The organism is Borreliella americana (assembly GCF_032595795.2).
Taxonomy (GTDB): Bacteria; Spirochaetota; Spirochaetia; order Borreliales; family Borreliaceae; genus Borreliella; species Borreliella americana.
In genome coordinates this window covers 200,136-220,155 of record NZ_CP132449.1, presented here as the reverse complement: position 1 = coordinate 220,155, position 20,020 = coordinate 200,136, and the positions used below count along the sequence as shown (strand labels likewise).

14 protein-coding genes, 4 tRNA genes and 1 pseudogene are annotated in these 20,020 nt (G+C 27.0%); 5 read left to right on the top strand and 14 right to left on the bottom strand.

The window, feature by feature from the left end:
* Positions 1-154: 154 nt before the first annotated feature.
* Both efp and QIA00_RS01055 read left to right on the top strand, forming a co-directional pair.
* Positions 155-733, top strand: a complete 579-nt coding sequence (efp, locus tag QIA00_RS01060; RefSeq protein WP_316256967.1) for an elongation factor P — start codon at positions 155-157, stop codon at positions 731-733.
* The gene (locus tag QIA00_RS01055) at positions 711-1,364 is read left to right on the top strand and encodes a hypothetical protein (protein ID WP_316256965.1); all 654 of its coding nucleotides are present in this window, start codon (positions 711-713) and stop codon (positions 1,362-1,364) included. Before efp ends, QIA00_RS01055 begins: the two co-directional genes overlap by 23 nt.
* Before the next feature lie 10 nt (positions 1,365-1,374).
* On the opposite strand, the gene QIA00_RS01050 is transcribed toward QIA00_RS01055, so the two are convergent.
* The 7 genes and pseudogenes from QIA00_RS01050 to QIA00_RS01020 form a co-directional block, all read right to left on the bottom strand.
* A tRNA-Ile gene (locus QIA00_RS01050) sits at positions 1,375-1,448 on the bottom strand.
* A 27-nt stretch (positions 1,449-1,475) separates the two neighbouring features.
* Complete coding sequence (locus QIA00_RS01045; RefSeq protein ID WP_316256963.1) at positions 1,476-2,510, bottom strand: coiled-coil domain-containing protein; 1,035 nt, start codon at positions 2,508-2,510, stop codon at positions 1,476-1,478.
* 18 nt (positions 2,511-2,528) lie between these two features.
* On the bottom strand, positions 2,529-4,373 hold the full coding sequence (gene mutL / locus QIA00_RS01040; RefSeq protein ID WP_316256962.1) for a DNA mismatch repair endonuclease MutL: 1,845 nt from the start codon (positions 4,371-4,373) through the stop codon (positions 2,529-2,531).
* A gap of 6 nt (positions 4,374-4,379) precedes the next feature.
* On the bottom strand, positions 4,380-7,904 hold the full coding sequence (locus QIA00_RS01035; RefSeq protein WP_316256961.1) for a tetratricopeptide repeat protein: 3,525 nt from the start codon (positions 7,902-7,904) through the stop codon (positions 4,380-4,382).
* On the bottom strand, positions 7,897-8,664 hold the full coding sequence (locus QIA00_RS01030) for a tetratricopeptide repeat protein (RefSeq protein ID WP_316256960.1): 768 nt from the start codon (positions 8,662-8,664) through the stop codon (positions 7,897-7,899). The genes QIA00_RS01035 and QIA00_RS01030 overlap by 8 nt, the downstream gene beginning before the upstream one ends.
* Before the next feature lie 26 nt (positions 8,665-8,690).
* Positions 8,691-10,438, bottom strand: a pseudogene (locus tag QIA00_RS01025) (BB_0208 family protein).
* On the bottom strand, positions 10,425-11,261 hold the full coding sequence (locus tag QIA00_RS01020; protein WP_316256959.1) for a UTP--glucose-1-phosphate uridylyltransferase: 837 nt from the start codon (positions 11,259-11,261) through the stop codon (positions 10,425-10,427). The pseudogene QIA00_RS01025 and the gene QIA00_RS01020 overlap by 14 nt, the downstream one beginning before the upstream one ends.
* A 52-nt stretch (positions 11,262-11,313) precedes the next feature.
* Here QIA00_RS01020 and rsmD point away from each other — a divergent pair, with 52 nt between their 5' ends.
* Positions 11,314-11,883: a 16S rRNA (guanine(966)-N(2))-methyltransferase RsmD gene (rsmD, locus tag QIA00_RS01015; RefSeq protein WP_316256958.1), complete on the top strand. Its 570-nt coding sequence runs from the start codon at positions 11,314-11,316 to the stop codon at positions 11,881-11,883.
* Between the two features lie 3 nt (positions 11,884-11,886).
* Here rsmD and QIA00_RS01010 read toward each other — a convergent pair whose 3' ends face one another.
* From QIA00_RS01010 to QIA00_RS00980, 7 genes are all read right to left on the bottom strand, one after another.
* The gene (locus QIA00_RS01010; protein WP_316256957.1) at positions 11,887-13,437 is read right to left on the bottom strand and encodes an HD-GYP domain-containing protein; all 1,551 of its coding nucleotides are present in this window, start codon (positions 13,435-13,437) and stop codon (positions 11,887-11,889) included.
* A gap of 28 nt (positions 13,438-13,465) precedes the next feature.
* A tRNA-Phe gene (locus tag QIA00_RS01005) sits at positions 13,466-13,538 on the bottom strand.
* A 22-nt stretch (positions 13,539-13,560) separates the two neighbouring features.
* Positions 13,561-13,633 (bottom strand) — tRNA-Phe (locus tag QIA00_RS01000).
* A gap of 305 nt (positions 13,634-13,938) precedes the next feature.
* Positions 13,939-14,910, bottom strand: a complete 972-nt coding sequence (hflC, locus tag QIA00_RS00995; protein ID WP_316256956.1) for a protease modulator HflC — start codon at positions 14,908-14,910, stop codon at positions 13,939-13,941.
* Positions 14,911-15,846 (bottom strand): FtsH protease activity modulator HflK, encoded by a 936-nt coding sequence (hflK, locus tag QIA00_RS00990; RefSeq protein WP_316256954.1) that lies wholly within the window; start codon positions 15,844-15,846, stop codon positions 14,911-14,913.
* A gap of 48 nt (positions 15,847-15,894) precedes the next feature.
* Positions 15,895-17,133, bottom strand: a complete 1,239-nt coding sequence (locus QIA00_RS00985; RefSeq protein WP_316256953.1) for a hemolysin family protein — start codon at positions 17,131-17,133, stop codon at positions 15,895-15,897.
* An 84-nt stretch (positions 17,134-17,217) separates the two neighbouring features.
* Positions 17,218-17,290, bottom strand: a tRNA-Cys gene (locus QIA00_RS00980).
* Positions 17,291-17,404: 114 nt separating this feature from the next.
* On the opposite strand from QIA00_RS00980, the gene QIA00_RS00975 reads away from it, so the two are divergent.
* The gene (locus QIA00_RS00975) at positions 17,405-18,931 is read left to right on the top strand and encodes a UDP-N-acetylmuramoyl-L-alanyl-D-glutamate--2,6-diaminopimelate ligase (RefSeq protein WP_316256952.1); all 1,527 of its coding nucleotides are present in this window, start codon (positions 17,405-17,407) and stop codon (positions 18,929-18,931) included.
* Between the two features lies 1 nt (position 18,932).
* Positions 18,933-20,018: a D-alanine--D-alanine ligase gene (locus QIA00_RS00970; RefSeq protein WP_316256951.1), complete on the top strand. Its 1,086-nt coding sequence runs from the start codon at positions 18,933-18,935 to the stop codon at positions 20,016-20,018.
* Positions 20,019-20,020 lie beyond the last annotated feature (2 nt).

Sequence of the window (20,020 nt, the reverse complement as noted above, 5' to 3'; positions counted from 1 at the left end):
TTTGTTTAAGTATATAATATCATTAATTTAAAATAAGTCAATTATAAATTAGCTTTATTGATTAAGTTGTAAATTGAGGAATAATAGCAAATATTTTAATTTTTTGGTATAAATTACTACTAGATTTGTATGTTAAGTTTTGCGAGGTATTTAAATGGCAGTAGTGAAATCTAGTGAGATTGAAAAAGGTTCTTTTTTGCTTATCAAAGGGGCTCCTCATATTGTTCTTGAAAGGGAATTTTCAAAAACAGGCAGGGGAGGGGCAATAGTAAGGTTAAAGCTTAAGAACTTAAAAAACAAATTTGTCATTAGAGAAACTTTAAAAGGGGCAGATACCGCAGAAGCTATTGAAATTTATGAAGTTAGTGCCCAGTATTTATACAAAGATAAAGATGTTTTGGTTTTTATGGATTTAGAAACTTATGATCAAATTAGTTTAGACTTAAAAGAAAGTGCTAATTTGCAAGATAAAGTGCCTTTTTTGCAGGAGTCTGAAATCTATTCTCTTATAACTTTTGACAATGTGGTTATTGATATTAAACTGGCCCCAAAGATTGCTTTTGAAGTTGTAGAGGTTGAAGCGGCTGTTAAAGGCGATACTGTAACAAATGCAATGAAAAATATTACTCTTAATACAGGGCTTGTAGTAAAAGCTCCTCTTTTTATTAACGTTGGAGATAAGGTTTTAGTTAATTCTGAAACTAAAGAGTATGCAGAGCGTATTAAAATTTAAATTAATATTGTTTTTTTGTTGTTTTGCCTGTTCTTGCGAAATAAATTATCCGGAAATAAAGGGGCTTGATTATAAGATAAATTATTATTTTACTGAGAATCGTTTAGATTACTTTATGAGTTTTGATTTTGCAATTAAAGTTCTAAATCCAAAAGATGTTTTTAAATTATCAATAGAGAATAAGAATACTAATGAGTTTATTCAAGTGATTAATAATAATTATAGCTCTTTTTTTATTGATTCTAGTCTTGGCAAGGATATTCTATATTGTAGAGACTTGAGATTTAATTTTTTTGATAAAACTTTTGAAGATTTTACTTCGTGTGTTCGTCTTTTTGATAAGGGTATGAGAGTATACAGTAGAGAGCTTTCTATTTCTTTGGGCATGTCAAAATATGATTTAGATGATGTTCACAATTATGTATATAAGTCTAAAGATATGGAAATGTTAAACAAGTTAAGCAATTCTAAAGTATTTTTTGTTAAAACCTATAAAGACAAAATGCATCCTGTCTCTTCAGTTGTTAGAATTGATTCAATAGATACTCTAGAGATTGATAAAACATTTGATAACTATATAAGTTTTTATTATGTAGAAAAAAATTCAAATCTTTTTTTTAAAGTTAGTTAAAAAAACAAAATGGGCCCACCAGGACTTGAACCTGGGACCTACCGATTATGAGTCGGGTGCTCTAACCAACTGAGCTATGGGCCCGTAACTTTAATTTATTATATTTATTTTTTATTCATTGTCAAGTTCATTTTGAATAACTTCTATTTTAGAAGTTAATGCGTCTAATTTGTTATTAATTTTATCTTTTTCTTTTGTTAGGATTTGCACTTTTTGTTGAATGTTTTTTATTTCTTCTTGTTTTGTTATTTTTATTAAATCATTATTTAAGTTTAATATTTTTTGGTTTGTTTTTTCTATTTTTTGGATTGTTGAGCTGATTGCATTTGTTTTGGCTGTCATTTTATCTTTTTTTGTGGCTTCAATAAATTCTTCACCAATTTTTTTTAAAATATTTTCTTTGTTTTTTGTAATAACATCGATTTCGTTTTTTATTTTATTCTTTTTGTATATTTTTTCTTTTTTGCTTGTAGATATTATTTCTTTTATTTCTTCTTTTATGTTTTTTATATTTGTTTTGATTTCATTTATTATTTTAAATTCTTTAACAATTACATTGTTTAATTTTTTATTTAATGAAAATTCATTTATTATGCTTTCAAAGTTTTCAGAAGGGTAATATTTTATGAATACCTGTTTTTCAAATTCTTTTGATATTTTATATACATTTATCATATTGATAATATTGTTTATTACTGAGTTAGCTTTAAGCATTATTCTTTGTAAATAATTTTTTGTTTTATGATCACTTGCTAATTCTATTTTTTTATATTTTTCAAGTTTCAATTTAGAAAAATTCATATTGTATTTTGATATTAATTCTAAATTTTGAGGATAAATTTTGATTATTGTTTTAGCAATTTCTTTAAGGTTTTTTTTATATGATTTACTAGTAGATTTATATTCTTTTTTAAGAATATAAATCTTTTTGTTTAAATTTTTTAATATGTTTTCATTTTCTTCTGATTTGTTTAAATTGCTTTTCATTTGGTACAATTCTTTTTCTGCTGATTTTAAATTGGGATAGTGGTTTAAATTTTTTAATTCTACTATATTATTATTTTTTAATATTTTTCCCAGTTCAATTAAATTTTTATCTTTTTCTATCTTTAATAAGTTGATTTCTGATTTGATTTTTTTTATCATGGGAACTCTAGTTTTATTTTATGCTCTGTCAACTTTTTTTTCAAGCTCATATTTAGATATTTTGTAATAAATTTTTCGTCCATGAGGACAATGTTTGATTTCTAGTTTAAAAAATTCATTTATTAAAAATTTGCTAAATTCAACGCTTAATATGTCATTTGTTTTAACAGCTTTTCTGCAAGCAATAGTTGCGTATAAGTCAGATTCAAGAGAATTTATTGTCCTGCTTCTTCTTGATTGAAAAAAGTTAATAAGAGTATTTTCATATTGACTACAAATATTAGGAATAGATTCAAGTTGATATTTTTTAGAGCCTATTTTAGAGATTATAATGTTCATTTGTTTGTATTCTTCAATTTCACTATCTATAATTTCTTCTATGTTTTTATCAACTACTGTGAATTCAATTGGTATTAGAAGTTTTTGAAAAGTTTTTTTTGAATTTCTAAGTTTTTCATATATTATTTTTTCGTGAACTGCGTGTTGGTCTATAAAGTAAATTTCATTTATTTTTTCAACGATTAAAAATTCAGAAAATATTTGTCCAACATAGTTAAATTTTATTTCTTCTTTTTCAGTTTTTTCAGTTTTATTTTGAGGTTCTTCAAATTCTAAAAAGTTGTCAGAGAAAATGTTTTCAATGTTTTCCCTAAGCGATGGTCTATTTTGTATAATTGAATTGTATCTTCTAAGGTCAATATTGCTTTTTGTTATGTTTTTGTTTGGCTCGTTTATATCATTTTCTGTTTCTAAATTATTGTTTTGTAGTGTATCATATGTGTTGGTTTTATTAAAGTTTTCTGTTTGGTTGATCATTTCTATTAAATTATCATCTTCTGTTAATTGTCTTTTTATTATTATGTCTTGGTAGTTATTTATGTTTTTATCAAAAAAATTATTAATATTGTCAGATATTAGTTTAAATAAAAATGGAAGATTGTAAAATCTTACTTCTTTTTTTTGAGGGTGTACATTAAAATCGATATATTCAGGGTTTATTTCTAAAAATAAATAACATATTGGGAAGTTGCCAGGAGAAAGTATTCTGCTGTGTCCATTAGTTATTGCTTCTAAGAGATCTTTTTGATCAATAGGTCTTCTGTTGACAAATGTTTTAATATATCTTTTATTTTTTTTAGAAAAGTTATCTGGTGCTAAAAATATTTCTATTTTTATATTCTCATGTTCTTTTTTTAAGACCCTAAATTTATTATTTTCTATTACATTTCCATATACATTTTGAACCCTGTCAATTAACGATTCTTTAAAGTAAATTTTTCTTAGCTTTTGATTTAAATTAATCTCAAAATTGATTTCGGGGTGGGTTATTATTTTTTCTTCTAAAACTTTTAGACACATTTTTGTTTCAATGGGTTCTTGTTTTAAGAATCTTTTCCTTGCTGGGAAGTTGTGAAATATTTTTGTGACATCTACTATTGTTCCGTTTATGGCAGGCTGTTTTTTAAAGCATTTTTCAATTCCATTTTCTACTTCTATTTGATAGCTTTCATTATCATTTGTTGAGCTTGTTATTGCAATGTTGGAACAAATTGCAATACTAGAGAGAGCCTCTCCTCTAAAGCCCAGAGTTTCTATTTTTCTTAAATCTTCTTCTGATGATATTTTTGAAGTAGTGTGTGGTAGATAGCATATTTTTAAATCTTCTTTACTTATTCCGCTTCCATTATCTATTATTAAGATTTTGTGAATTCCCCCTTCTTCAAGAAAAACCTCAATTTTAGTAGCCCCAGAATCTATTGAATTGTCTAACAATTCCCTTAATATTGAACATGGCCTGTCTATTGATTCTCCTGCTGCTATTTTTTGAACCAAGTATTTATCTAAGAATCTTATTTTGTTCATTGAAATTTATATTCCTATTATTTTTTTAATATTTTCATTTTTTTTGTAATTTGGAAATTTTTTTATAAGTTCTCTTAGCGTTTGATCATTGTTATTCTCATTATATTCTATTATTCCTAGGGCATGTAAGGCTTCTGGATTGTTTGGTTTTAATTTTGTATATTCTTTTAGAAGGTCTTTAGCTCTTGTGTTATCATTAATTTCAATTAGAGTGGTTGCAAGATTATATTTTGCTTCAATATCTGAATTGATAATTGCTTTTTCAAAAATTTCAATTGCTTTTTGATAATTTTTTTCTTTTTTGTAAAGTATTCCAAGATTGTTTAAGGCCAATTTATTATTTTTGTTTATTATCTTTTCAAGAGTTGAGATTGCTTGACTTTTATTTCCTGATTTTTCGTATGCTTTTGCTAGGTTTATATGGGCTGAAGTATTTTCAGGGTTTTTTTCAATTACTAAGCTGTAAAGTGATATAGCGTTTTGATAATTTCCTTTTTTAAGATTTATAGATGCTTTTAAATATAAATATTCATTTTTTTCTGGATTTAAATCGATAGCTTTGTTTATCATTTCAAGAGATTCTTCAAGTTTGTTGTTTTCAAATTTTGCTATTGATAGGTTGTAAATAGCAATTTCGTTAGGGGTTTTTGCATTGGCATTAAAAAAATTTAAATACTTTTCACTTTGTTTGAAGTTACCCAAGTTGTTTGATACTATTCCGGCTTTTAATGCATAATTTGGTTTTTTGTCGAGATTGTAGGCATTTTTAAAGCTTTCAAATGCTTGTTGCATATCACCATTTTTTTCTTCTGCTATTCCTTTTTGGTAGTAGGCGGTGCTATAATTTTTATCAATTTGTATTGCTTTCTCAAAAGATTCTATTGCTTTTTTGTTTTTATTTAGCATCATTAAAGCTATTCCTTTATTATTATGTGCTTTTTTATGTTTTGGATTGAGCTTGATTGTTTGATCAAATGATGCTATTGAGTGTTCATACTTTTTAAGCTTGAATCTAATGATTCCAAGTTTATAGTGATCTTCTTGGGTATTTGTGAGTTTGGTAATTTTTTCGTATGCATTTTCTGCTTTTAACAAATCTCCATTGTTTTCATAAGCTTGAGCCAAAGTTTTAGAGGCCTGAATGTCATTAGGTTTGATTTTCAAGAATTCGTTTAGATCTTTGATGGCTTGTTGACGTGTTTTTGTGTTTTCAAGATCAATGGGTTTTATTGAATAAACCTTAGACTTAAGGTCTTCCTGATGCTGAATTTTATTAGCTTGAGCCAAAGTTTTAGAGGCCTGAATGTCATTAGGTTTGATTTTCAAGAATTCGTTTAGATCTTTGATGGCCTGTTGACGTGTTTTTGTGTTTTCAAGATCAATGGGTTTTATTGAATAAACCTTAGATTTAAGGTCTTCTTGATGCTGAATTTTATTAGCTTGAGCCAAAGTTTTAGAGGCCTGAATGTCATTAGGTTTGATTTTCAAGAATTCGTTTAAATCTTTGATGGCTTGTTGACGCGTTTTTGTGTTTTCAAGATCAATGGGTTTTATTGAATAAACCTTAGATTTAAGGTCTTCTTGATGCTGAATTTTATTAGCTTGAGCCAAAGTTTTAGAGGCCTGAATGTCATTAGGTTTGATTTTCAAGAATTCGTTTAGATCTTTGATGGCTTGTTGACGTGTTTTTGTGTTTTCAAGATCAATGGGTTTTATTGAATAAACCTTAGACTTAAGGTCTTCCTGATGCTGAATTTTATTAGCTTGAGCCAAAGTTTTAGAGGCCTGAATGTCATTAGGTTTGATTTTCAAGAATTCGTTTAGATCTTTGATGGCCTGTTGACGTGTTTTTGTGTTTTCAAGATCAATGGGTTTTATTGAATAAACCTTAGATTTAAGGTCTTCTTGATGCTGAATTTTATTAGCTTGAGCCAAAGTTTTAGAGGCCTGAATGTCATTAGGTTTGATTTTCAAGAATTCGTTTAAATCTTTGATGGCTTGTTGACGTGTTTTTGTGTTTTCAAGATCAATGGGTTTTATTGAATAAACCTTAGATTTAAGGTCTTCTTGATGCTGAATTTTATTAGCTTGAGCCAAAGTTTTAGAGGCCTGAATGTCATTAGGTTTGATTTTCAAGAATTCGTTTAGATCTTTGATGGCTTGTTGACGTGTTTTTGTGTTTTCAAGATCAATGGGTTTTATTGAATAAACCTTAGATTTAAGGTCTTCTTGATGCTGAATTTTATTAGCTTGAGCCAAAGTTTTAGAGGCCTGAATGTCATTAGGTTTGATTTTCAAGAATTCGTTTAGATCTTTGATGGCTTGTTGACGTGTTTTTGTGTTTTCAAGATCAATGGGTTTTATTGAATAAACCTTAGATTTAAGGTCCTTCAGTTGTTTAGGTTTCTTGTCTTCTTTATTTAATTGAAAAATTTCTTTTTTGGAAGGATCTTTTGGTATATTAATTAGATTTGGTTCAATATCTTTTTTTATTAAGGTTAATAATAAATTTGAGGCTTCTTTATTTTTTAAACTTTCAATCAACTCATTTACTTTTTGAAATTTATTGCTTAGCCCTTTTTTAATTAATTCTTTTAATCTGTTTTTTCCAAGCGTGACTCTCCCGGTATTAATATCGTCTAATATTTCATAGAGCTCTTTTTTTATTAAATAACTATATGGTCTATGAATTTTTCCTATTATTGTTTTACTAGGTGCAGAAAGTTCACTTTCTTTTTGGGGATTTGAAGTAATTTTTTTTAAAGATGTAGAATTGTTATTGTTTGAATATTTGTTGTTTTCTGGAGTTTTTAAAATATGCTTTAAATTTTTTTCTTTGGATAAATTTGTGTTTTGCTTTTCATTTTCTATTTTTTGAGAGTTGTTTAAAATATTTTTACTATTTGATTTCTCACTTAATTTTTTTTTTAGTTTTTCTAAATTAAATAAATTTTTTTGGTCATTAACACTTAATTTAGGATTTGAAGATTGTATTGTTTGGTCTTCTTCTTCTTTTGGGTTTGTATTTGGTTTTATTTTTTCTGGGATTTTGCTTTTTTTAAATTCAGATATGTCTTCATCTTCAATGCCAACATCATCGTTTCTGTCAGAGTAGTTTTCTGTTATTGTGCTGTCTTTGATGTATCTATTATTAAATGCTATATCAAAATTTTCGTTTGCATTTGTTTTTGCATTGTCTTGACCTTTGATCTTTTCTAAGATTTGATTCGCAGAATCTCTTTGTAAGTCGTTTGATTCAAAAGGACTGCTGTTGGCAATTTCTGCTAGTGTATTTGTAAGCATTGCGATGTCTTCATTTTGGGGATATTTCTCTTGCAGAAGTTTTGCAACAGAATATGCTTTTTTATAGTTTCTATCTATTACGCTATTTTTAACTTCGTTTAGCATTATTTCTCGATTTTTGTCATTTAATTTGCTTTGATATATATAGTAACCAAAGCCCCCAAATGAAAAGATAAGTAAGAAAATTAAAAGCAATAATACTGAAAAATTTGTATGTTTTTTATTCATCTATGTATAACTCCTCTTGCCAATTAAGTTTTTCTAGCTCAATTAAAGAATTTGTTTCTAGATTGTCTTTAAAACTATCTTTAAGTATTTGATTTTTATCTTCTTTTGCGTATACAATGTGCTCGGTTCTCCCCTTTAAACTTTTGTCAAGTTCTTCAAGATTAATTTTTTCATCTCTTAAATAACTTATTATAAGTAAAATGCTGTCTTTTTTTTCTGTTTTTGATCTAAGGGTAATAAATTGAGAGTAGTCGTGTATTGCCATAGTGTAAGAGTCCCAGGCCTTTTGATATTCTTTTTCTTTAGATGTTATTTTGCCCTGTTGAACATAGGCATTAGCCCTGTTTAGTAGTGCGCTGTCATAATTGGGCCTACTTTTAATAGAATGAGAATAATATTTTATTGCTAAAGGATAGTAACCTTCTCCTCTGTTAAACATTATGTTGCCCAATTCATAATATAGTATGTAATCGATCTCACCTCCTACTGCAATTCCATCAAGCAATGCTCCTTCTGCTTCTGTTAGTTGATTATTTTCTCTGTATGCTATTGATAAAAAGTAATAGCCAAGTTGTACTTTTGGATATTTTTTAATAGCATCGCTAAGTGTTTCGATTGCTTGAATATAATTTTTGTTTTTTATCTCTTCTTTACCAATTCTAATTAGTCTTTGAGAATATGCTAATTTTGAATTAAATATTAAAATTAAAAATAAAATAAAAATCTTGCAATTTCTATTTAAAAATACATAAATCCTCATTCTTTTCCCATTATACTTAATTTAGATTAAATGCCTTTAGCTTTCATAAGCTCTTTTTTTTAAAATTTATTTTTTGCTTCAATTTTGTTTTGAAAAAAGAAATAAATTCTAATAAACTATTTTTTTCATTAGATTTTATCTTTTTATTGTTTTTTAATTCTACCAGATTCTCACAACATATTAAATACCATATTGCAGGTAATAATTTTTTCTCATTTTCATCTTCCAGTTTTTCAATAAGATTAAATCTTACATTTTTGAGAATAATTTTTAAAATCCTTGATCTTGTTTTTAGTGATTTTATTAAAAGATATGATTTTTGGTAATCTAGTTGGTTAGGATTTATTTTTTGTATTTTGATTATTTTTTTAGGTATTGTAATTTTATCTTCGTCAAGGTAGAGGAGTATGTCTGATATAAATTTGAAATGCCTATATTCAATATTTGGATAAAAAGATAGAAAATATACAAATATTTGATTTTGTATTTCAAAGGTTTTAGATTTGAAAAATTCTTTCATGTGTTGACAAAAATTTTTTTTATCCTTTTTATCAGCATAAATATAGAATGCAATCCATCCATAAGTTTCTATATTCTGAGAATTTTTTTTGACATAATACATAATAATTTCTAAAAATGTACTTTTAATGTATCTTTCTTTAAAGATTGAGCTTTCATAGGGGTTGAAATTTGTTTTGTCAAAAGATATGAAAAAATCTTCTGTTTGAAATTTTGCAGTTATAATTTCTTTTATTTTTTCTTTTATATTGATTAATTTATGTTTTTCAATGTATTCAAGTGCATCTATGAAAGATTCCCAATTATTAGATATTTTGTCTTTGAAAAACCAAGTTAAATATTTTTTTGTTATTGTTTTTTCAATTACATATAAATAACACTTTAATGTGTCTTGAAAATCCTTTGGAGCGTATTGTGTAAAATCGCTAAAAAAATAATTAAAGTTAATATTTTTGCTCGACCCTTTATAAAAAATTTCATTAAGACTTAAAGTTTTTAGTGCACGTAAGTAGTTTAAAATTTCATTGTATTTTAGTGCTAGAATTTCTTCTTCCAAGTATTTGTAATGTTTTATTAAAATTTTAATAAAAATTTTTTTACTCAAACACCCAACCGGCCAATATGTAAGTATTAGCATTCTTTTTAATTTTATTAGCCTACTTTCTTTATTGGTTAGGCTTGATTTAAAAACTTTTTGATTTTCCGGTTGATATTGTAAATTTTTATTTAAAATATTTAGTATTTTAATTTTATTTTTATTTCTTACGGCTACCAGAATGTCTATTGTTTGTTCTAGATTGTCAATGTTAATATTACTAGAAAAATTTAATATAATTTGCTTGTAAATGTCTTTTTTTTCTTGAGAATAATAAGGGCTATTTTGTATTTCAAGTAGTTTTAAAAAGTTGCTAGATTTTAGTTTATATGTTGTTCCCAGTTTTTTGGTGTTTAGATTCGCTTCTTTGTTTATTTGGCTAAAATTTTTGCTTCTTACTATTTCTAATATCCATTTTTTAATTACTTCATTTTGAGTTTTTTTGTAGTAGTATTCTTCAAGTGAAGTATTAAATACATTTTTTTCTTTTTCGTAATCATTGCTAATTTTGATAAGTTCAATTATTTCAGGGTTTTTTAATTTGTAAAGCTGGGAAGAAATGCTATATTTTAAAACTTTTTCTTCTATATATTTGTTTATATACTTTTTTAATGAGGTAAGGGAATCATAAAATTCTGAATCCTTTTTAATTGTTTTCATTTATTCCTTTTTTTATAATTTCCATTAAATTTTTATCTTTTTTGGCAGAGTTTATTATTGCCTCTAGATAACCCTCAAGAGTTCCTATGTCAATTCTTTTTCCCTCAATATTTTTATATAATACTTTTTTTTGATCCATTAGCTTTTTTAAAGCATAAATGTGGTAGTATTCACCTTTTTGATGCAGTTTGAATCCTTCTTCTAAATGTTCAAAAAACTCATAATTGTACAGAAATCTTCCAATAGATGCTTTATTGCTAGGCTCGCTTCCAATTTTTGGTTTTTCAACAATGTTTTTTACATGGATTTCGTCTTTGTAGATATTTATTACTCCATATCTATTTATATTTTCTGGATTTTCAATGACAGATATTATGTTCTTTCCAGTTTTTTCATAAAGTTTTATCAATTGTAAGCTTAATGGTGGATTTCCAATGTGAAGATCGTCAGGGTAAGCTACAATTACAGGCTCTTTATTTATCCAGGGCTTTGCATAAAGCAGGGCATTTCCTGTGCCTAGCATTTCTTTTTGTCTTATGAAGCTTATGTTAATTTTTTTGCTTTTAATCTTTTCTAATTCATCTTTTTTATTTTCTTTTAAAAAAATATTTTCAAGTTCAATTTCTCTGTCAAAATAATCTTCAAGAACTTTTTTTCGTCTTGAGTTTATTAATAAAATATCTTTTATTCCTGAATCGATAAATTCTTCAATAATATAATCTATGGCTGGTTTGTTTAAAATTGGTAGCATTTCTTTTGGAATTGTTTTCGTTATTGGTAAAAATCTTGTTCCATACCCAGCCGCTAGAATAATGCCTTTCATATTTTTCTCTCTTGAAATAAGATTATAGCAAAAATTTAATTTTATATATTCATTGTTTTTAAAAATTGTTTTAAAATTTTTATTTATGTATGTAAGTTCGGGTAAATATAAAGGTAAAAAAATTTTGTTTCCCAAAAATGGTTCTGTTCGCCCTGTAATGTCTCTTGTTAGAGAGGCCTTTTTTTCTATTATTTTCAAGGATATTGTTAACTCAAAATTTTTGGATGTTTTTGCAGGGACTGGTATAATGTCTATTGAAGCTCTTAGTAGGGGAGCTAGCCTTGTCCATCTTGTTGAATGTAATAGAAAAATTAAAATTACATTAGTTAAGAATTTTAGTTTTGTTGAGGAATTTTATAAATTCTTTTTTCAAAGAGCAGAGGATTTTTTGGGTAAAAAAGATCTTTTTTATGATTTTATTTATCTTGATCCCCCTTTTAATTATAAAAATAAGATTAATTTGCTTGAAATTATTTTAAAGGGTAAAATTTTAAATGATAAAGTTAATGTCATTATGCATTATCCTGCTAGTGAAGATTTAAAGATAAATACATCAAAATTTTCAGTTTATAATTTAAAAAGGTATGGGGGATCAAAGCTTATTTTTTTGAGAATATTGTAGGATTTATTTTTTTCCATAACTAAAGAGAATAAGTTGAATTTCATTTTTATTTAATTCTGGAATGCTGTTTTTTATTACAAAATCATCCGCATTTTTTAAAGGATTTTTTTTATAATTTCCATTTGCATCTTTTATTAAAATTTCTTTGTTCTCAAGATCCATTATTATTTCTTCTATTTTGTAAGTTTGGTTTTTTTTGTTTATTATAGACAGATTTGGTATAATGCTAGTTTTGTATTCCATAACAGCAGCTTGAAAAAGATTTTCATTATTATTTTTTTTGTTTACATGTACTATTTGCCCATAGTCAAAAGGTGCAAGTATTGTTAAAAAATTTTCTAGCATTTTAATGTCAAATTTTTTATTCTTTGTTTGCTCTTTTGGCTCTTTTCTGCTCCAATAGTATTTTCCACTATTTTCTATTAAGAATTTAACAGCCTCTAAAGGGCTAGCGCTTTCTTTGGTTATTATTGGATTTACTAATTCATCGTAAGTGTCTACTATACAAAAAATTCTAACAAGCTCATGAACAAATTTGTTGATTTTTAGCTGTGGATGTCCAGTAGCATCAAGGTAGTCTTTTTGCCCACTTATTATCATTTTTGTAATAGCTGAAATATCTTCTCTTATTCTAAACAAATTTTTAGCAATGTTAATATTTTTCTCCAAGTGTTCTATTTTTAATTTGTGATGTTCTTTTAAATTTTTGTCTTTAAGGCTTATTTTATTTCCTATATTTTCTAGTATTGTTATATGCATTAATCCTATTGAGTGCAGCAAAGATCCAAGTGCGGCTTGTAGTATCATGTCTTCTGCATAAAAAAATTCTGTAAATTCGGTATATTCAGTTTTATCAAGAAAAAATTTAATAGTTGAACGAGGTGCATTTTTTAAAGACCTTATTTTGTTTAAATTTGCAATTGTGATTAAAAAGTAAATTGTTGTATCGACTGAATGTAGTAGTATTGAATCACCCTCTGTTTTGACTTTTCCTTTTAAAAATTCATAGTCTCTTCTAGCAGAATATAAATATAATTTTTTTAAAGTTTTTTTATCTTTAAGGTTTTCTTTTGTTCTAAGCTTTTTAACATCAAAATAATGATATATTTCTAATAAAATTTTTTGCAAAGATGTTATTTTATGTCTTGGAAGTATTTTAAAGCTTCCTTCCAATATTTCTTTCCAATAAATTTGATTGGGCTCAGCTTCCATCAATGTATTTATTTTCATGAGCGGTTTTTTACCCTTGGTAATAAATATTGGGTCGTCTTCCTTAAAGGGCTTGTATACATCTTTTAGATTATCTATTAGCTTTTCTCTTAAATAGTTAAGATCGTCATTTAAAATTTCTTCATTTATTTTTTTTATCAGGTCCTCATATGATTCATCTTCTTCTTTTTTAAGTACAGGAATGTATGGCGTATTGCCCTTAGAAAGTATTTTAATGATTTTTTCATTTATTCTTGTGCCAAGTTTTGATAAGTTTCCTATTCTTGCAAAAATTATGTCTTGTTCGTTTAGATCTTTTATTTGCTTTATTTCTTTAAGTATCACTTTGAGATCCTTTTAATCTTTAAATAAATGTCGCCGAGGAGAATCGAACTCCTGACACAAGGATTTTCAGTCCTATGCTCTACCAACTGAGCTACAGCGACGATTATAATTTAAATAAATGTATGCTGCCGAGGAGAATCGAACTCCTGACACAAGGATTTTCAGTCCTATGCTCTACCAACTGAGCTACAGCAGCATTTTTATTCTAGTACCTTAATTTTTTCATAAGTATATATGTTTGTCAACTCTTTTTAAATTTTAGCTTTCAAATGCAGTACTAAAAAATGATTTATAACTAGCTTTTAGGTTTTAAAATGGACAATTCTATAAATTTAATTAATTTTTTAAAAGGTGTGCAGTATATATTATTTGAGTATTTTTTAAATGGTTTTTTTAAAAAAAATTTAAATAAAGATTTGTAATGCTATTTAATGAATAATAACAGAATTTAGAATTTGTATTTTACAGATATTTAAAGAAAAAATTTATACTAATAAACTTTCAATTTCTTTTGTGAAGATATCGAAAGAAATCCATATCTGTTGAGAAAATTTTTCTTTTATCTTTTAATACTGCTTTATAACTTTCTAATGCCTGCCAGAATTTGTAAAATTCAATATTTTTGCCGTATGCATTTGAATAAATTTTTGCGGCTTCTCGATCTCCTTCAGCTTTTATTTTTGCAGCAGTGGCTTTTGCTTCGCTTAATATTTTCAGTTTTTCTTTTTCTATGCTCCCAAGAATTTCTGTTTTTTCAGCCAATCCTATGCTTCTTTGTTCTTCTGCGATTTGTTGTCTTTCTGAAATCATTCTGTTGTTTACAGATTCAATAAGGCTTGGATCATAAGTAACTTTTCTTATTAGTACGTCTACAATTTCAATTCCAATATCCTTGGTATTGTTGTTTGCTATATTAATTATTTCTTTTTCGATTATCTTTCGTCCTTTTGTTATTTTATAAATACCATTAATTTTTGTTTCTTGCGGGGTGAGTATTCCGTTAGACAAACGTTGAATAGGATCGTTTGAGCTTCTTATAATTTCAAGCAAAGGGTATTTTGCGATAACTCCCCTAACAGCAGGTTCAATTGCTGCATCAATTCTAATGTAAGCTCTACTCATTGTTTTTATTGTTGTATAAAATTTATTTATGTCTGCAATTTTCCATCTAGCAGTTGTATCAATCCATATTAATTGCTTTTCTTCACCCCCTGTTGGGATTCTTTGAGGTTCTCCATCCCATCTAAGAATTATTTTGGGAAATATTTGCACATTTTCAATTAATGGGATTTTATATTTAAGTCCAGCTAAATTTTCAGTTCTTTGAATTTTTCCAAGTCGAGTGGTTATTGAAATTTCATTTTCTTTCAAGATATAAATTGGTTGGAAAATAGACAAAACAGCCAAACAAACTATTACTGTAAAGGTTATAATCTTTAGAGTAGATAATAAAAAATTTATTATAAATTTCATTTATTTTACCTCTTTAAATGGTAGAAAATTTTTGAAGTTTTTGTCAATTAATTCAATGTTATCTTTGTTTTCAAGTATTTCTTTCATGGTTTCATTGTAAAGCCTTTCTTTTGTAATATCGGGATTTTTCAAGTAAGCGTCTAGTATGGCATTAAAAATTTCTGTGTCTGCTAATGCATTGTTTATTCTGCTTTCTTTGTATCCTCTGGCTTCTTCAATAACCTTTAATGCTTCACCTTTGATTTTGGGAACTATTTGATTAAATTCTTTTTTTCCTTCGTTTATGTATTTATTTTTGTCTTGAATGGCAATATTTACATCTTCAAAGGCTTCGTAAACTTTTCCTTTTGGAGGTAGGGCATTTCTAATTTGTACTTGAACTACATCAATGCCTAAATTATAATTATCTATTATTTCATTCATAGAAGACTTTACACCTTCTGTTACTCCCACTCTGTTATCATTTATTATTTCGAAAATAGTATTATCTCCAATCAATCTATTCATTGATGACTTTGCAATATCTTTAATTGTTGTTTCAGGATCTTCTACTTTAAACTTGAATGAATAAGGATCTCTTATTTTGTATTGCACTAGCCACTCAATGTTTATGATATTTAAATCTCCAGTGATAATCCTACCTTCGTCGCTTGCATTATCATTTTCTCTAATATCGTTTGGAGATATTAGAAATCCAAATTTAATTTCTTGGACTATTTTTACGGGTACAATAAATTTTTCTTCAATCAATGGAATCTTGACATGTATTCCTGAATCAAGAGTTCTGTTAAGCTTACCAAGGCGAAGTACAATTGCTTCTTCTGATGGTCCTACTATGAATATGTTTGCAATAACTATTATTGATATTAATATTAAAGTAATAATAATTATTAAATACTCGTAAGTTTTATTAAAAATTTGTTTTATGTCAAACATTTGTTTCTCCTAATGTTTTAAATTATTTTTATTAAGCGAATTTTGTCACTACTTTTGGGATTTTATAAAAGTTATTGTTTCAATTTTATTATTCTGAATTTCCTTAATAAAATATTCTCCATCATTTGTTTTTACGGTTTCGTTTTTTGTTGGTATTTTGTCAAGTAGATCTATTAAATACCCTCCAATTGTATTTGTATATTCTTTATGTTTAATAGATATCCCAATTGCCTCTTCAATCTCGTCGAAAGTAGTTTCTCCAAGTATTGAGTAAGTATTCTCATTGATTTGAGTAATTAGAGGCTTTTCCTCTTTAATGTCGTATTCGTCAGATATTGCTCCAAAAATTTTTTCTACTATATCTTCTATTGTAAGTATTCCTGAAAAACCACCATACTCATCGATTACGATTGCCATTAGTTTTTGTTTTTTTCTCATAATATCTAGTATATCTTTTATTCTTTTGTTTTGTTGTACAAATACAGCCGGTTTAATAAATTGAGAAACGTTTTTATTCATATCTTTTTTATTGACTTCTATGAGGTCTTTAGCTATTAAGATCCCAATTATTTGTTCTCTGCTTTGTCCTTTGTATATGGGAATTCTAGAGTATCCTTCTTCTTTAATCAATTTGATTACATCTTTTAGCTTTGATGAGCTTGAGAGTGAAAAAACTTCTGTTCTGTGAGTCATGATTTCAGAAGCCCTTACTTGATCTATGTCTAACATTTTTTGCATAAATATTCTAGAGTCATTTTTTAAAATTCCTAAACTTCCTGCTAAAGAGAGCATATTTTTTATGCTCTCTTTAGTCATTTGGGAGCTAGTTTTAACTTTAAAGAGATTTAATATTTTTTTTATTATTTTGTTTATTATATATATTAATGGACTAAATATAAAAATTAATGGCTTTAAAAAAAATGAAGTAGATAGAGCAATTATTTCATTATTTAGAATTGCAATTTGTTTTGGAAGTATTTCTGCAAAAATTAGAACGATTATTGTTATTAAGCCCGTTGATATTGCAAGCGCGCTGTTTCCGTATTTTTCAAGTACAAATTTTGTTGTAAGTGTACTTGCTACAATGTTTGATATATTGTTTCCGATAAGAATAGTAGTAATTAATTTTGAAGGAGACTGAACCAAGTTGTACACTGATATTCCCGACTTTCCTTTTTTCCTTATGTCTTGTATCTGAATTATGCTTAATGAAGTATAAGCTGTTTCAGATGCTGAGAAAATAGCAGATAATATTATAAATAGTAGTATTATGATTAATTCTAACATATATGTATTATTTTAATTTATCTTTAATAAAAATGCTTTAAGTTATGCCTTTAAGTATAAAAATATTTTTAACTTGCCCTTAGAAGGCGCTGACCGGAATCGAACCGGCGAATCAAAGTTTTGCAGACTTCTCCCTTAGCCACTTGGGTACAGCGCCTTGTAACATTGCTTAGTTTATTAAAAAAATAGAAAATTGTAAATATATTTTCTATTGAAGCATAATTTTAAATTTCTTAGCTATTTTTATTAGTTTTATGTAAAATTTTAATGTATGAATAAAAAGCTTAATGAAGTTTTATTAAAGTTAGACCAAAATTTAATAAAATGCGTAAAAGGTTCTCTTGATTTAGAAATATCAGGAGTTACTTATAGTTCTAAATTGGTTTTACCCAGGTTTGTGTTTTTTGCTCTTCCAGGAATTCATTTTGATGGACATGATTTTATTGAAATTGCAATTCAAAGGGGTAGTAATGTTATTGTGTGTTCACGAGATTTGGATTTTTACAGCTCCGATGTTACTTATATTAAGGTAGATGATTTTAATATAAGAAAATTTATGTCTAATTTTTCAAATATTTTTTATGATGAGCCTTCAAAAAAATTAAAAGTCATAGGAGTAACTGGTACTGACGGTAAAAGTTCTGTTTGTTATTATATATATCTTCTTTTAAAAAAAAAGGGTGTTAAGGTAGGTTTTATATCGACGGTATTTTTTGATGACGGTAGTGGGAGCTTGATTAAAAATCCTTACAGACAATCAACTCCCGAGTCCACAGAAATACATTCATTTTTATTCAATATGGTTAAAAATGAAGTTCAATATGCAATTCTTGAATCTACTTCCCACGGACTTGACCTTGAAACAGCGAGGCTTATTGATGTTAATTATTTTGCAGCTGTTTTTACCAATATTGGACATGAGCATCTTGAATTTCATAGTACAATTCAAAATTATTTAAATGTCAAGTTAGGTCTTTTCCGGGCTGTTAGTGATGATGCTGGTTTTGGGGTTATTAATCTTGATGACTTTTATTCTTCTGATTTTAAGAATGCTGTTAAAAAATCTTTTACTTATAGCTTAAAAAGTAGTAAAGCGGATTTTTTTGTCAGTTTTATTGATGAGAAAACCGATTCTACTAGGTTTGAATTTTATCACAAGGGGATTAAATATTTTGCTAATGTCAACCTACTTGGGAGCTTTAATATTGAGAATTTAATGGCTGCTCTTATTTTAGTTTCTCAAATTTTAAATAGTGATATTCAAGATATTGTTGACAAACTTATTTGTATTAAAAGTCTTGATGGGCGTATGGATAGTATTAATTTAGGGCAAAATTTTTCGGTAATAATTGATTATGCTCATACTCCCGGTTCTTTTTCTAAACTTTTTCCTATTTTTAAAAGATTTGCTACCAATAGATTGATTTCTGTTTTTGGCTCTGCGGGAGAAAGAGATATTGAGAAAAGATTTTTGCAAGGGCAAATTGCAGATGTTTATTCTGATTTAATAGTACTTTGCGATGAAGATCCAAGAGGCGAGGATAGTATGTGTATAATTAAAGACATTGCAAAAGGAATTGAGAATAAAGTTGTAAATCAGGATTTATTTTTTATTCCTGATAGAAAGCAAGCTATTGAAAAAGCAATAAGTCTTGCAAAGGCGGGAGATTTGGTTGTAACTTTGGGCAAAGGTCATGAAAGTTCAATAATTTATAAAAATAGAGAAATTTTTTGGAATGAACAAGAGGTAGTTAAAAATGCTATTTTAAGTTTAGAAAAATCAGAAAAGGAGAATTGATTTGAAAAAAAATCTTATGTTGATATTTGGTGGCGTTTCTTTTGAGCATGAAATTTCTTGCAAATCTGCTTATAGCATTTATTTGGCTCTTTTAGATCTAAATAAATACAATATTTATCCTGTTTATATTGATAAATGTACAGGTGTTTGGTATTTATTAGATTCTGTTTCCAATCCTCCAGAGTCCATTAATACAGATGTTTTGCCCATTGTTAGTTTATTGCCGGGACTTGGAATTTTTGCAAATAACAAAAATCTTGAGATTGATGTTGTTTTCCCTGTTGTTCATGGAAGAACTGGTGAGGATGGTGCTATTCAAGGAATTTTAAAAGTTATGGATATTCCTTGTGTTGGTGCTGGTATTATAGGGAGCGCTATTTCTAGTAATAAGTATTTTTGCAAACTTTTGCTTAAAAGTTTTGATATCCCCCTGGTGCCTTTTATTGGATTTAGACAACATGATTATTTTTTAGATAAAGAGGAAGTAAAAAGAAGTGTAAAGGAGGTTTTAGGCTATCCTGTTATTGTTAAGCCTGCAGTATTAGGCTCTTCAATTGGAATAAATGTAGCTTACAGTGAAAATCAGATTGAATCTTTTATTAAAGAGGCTTTAAAGTATGACCTTACCATTGTAATAGAGAAGTTTATTGAGGCTAGAGAGATCGAATGTTCTATTATTGGGAATGAAAAGATGAAAATATTTTCTCCTGGAGAAGTTGTTGTGCAAGATTTTATATTTTATGATTATGATGCTAAATATTCTGTTATTCCTGGTAATTCTATTATTTTTAATATTCCTGCACATCTTGAAACAAACCAGTTGTTAAGCATTAAAGAATATGCCTTTCTTGCTTATAAGAATCTAGAACTCAGAGGTATGGCAAGAATTGATTTTTTTGTTGAAAAAAAATCAGGAACTATTTATCTTAATGAAATAAACACTATTCCAGGATTTACTGATATATCTATGTTTGCTAAAATGTGTAGTAATGATGGTCTTCAGTTTAAAGACCTAGTAGATAATTTAATCGACTATGCTTTTCAAAGTTTTATTAATAGAAAAAAAAGAATTAATTTTGAAGAGTAATT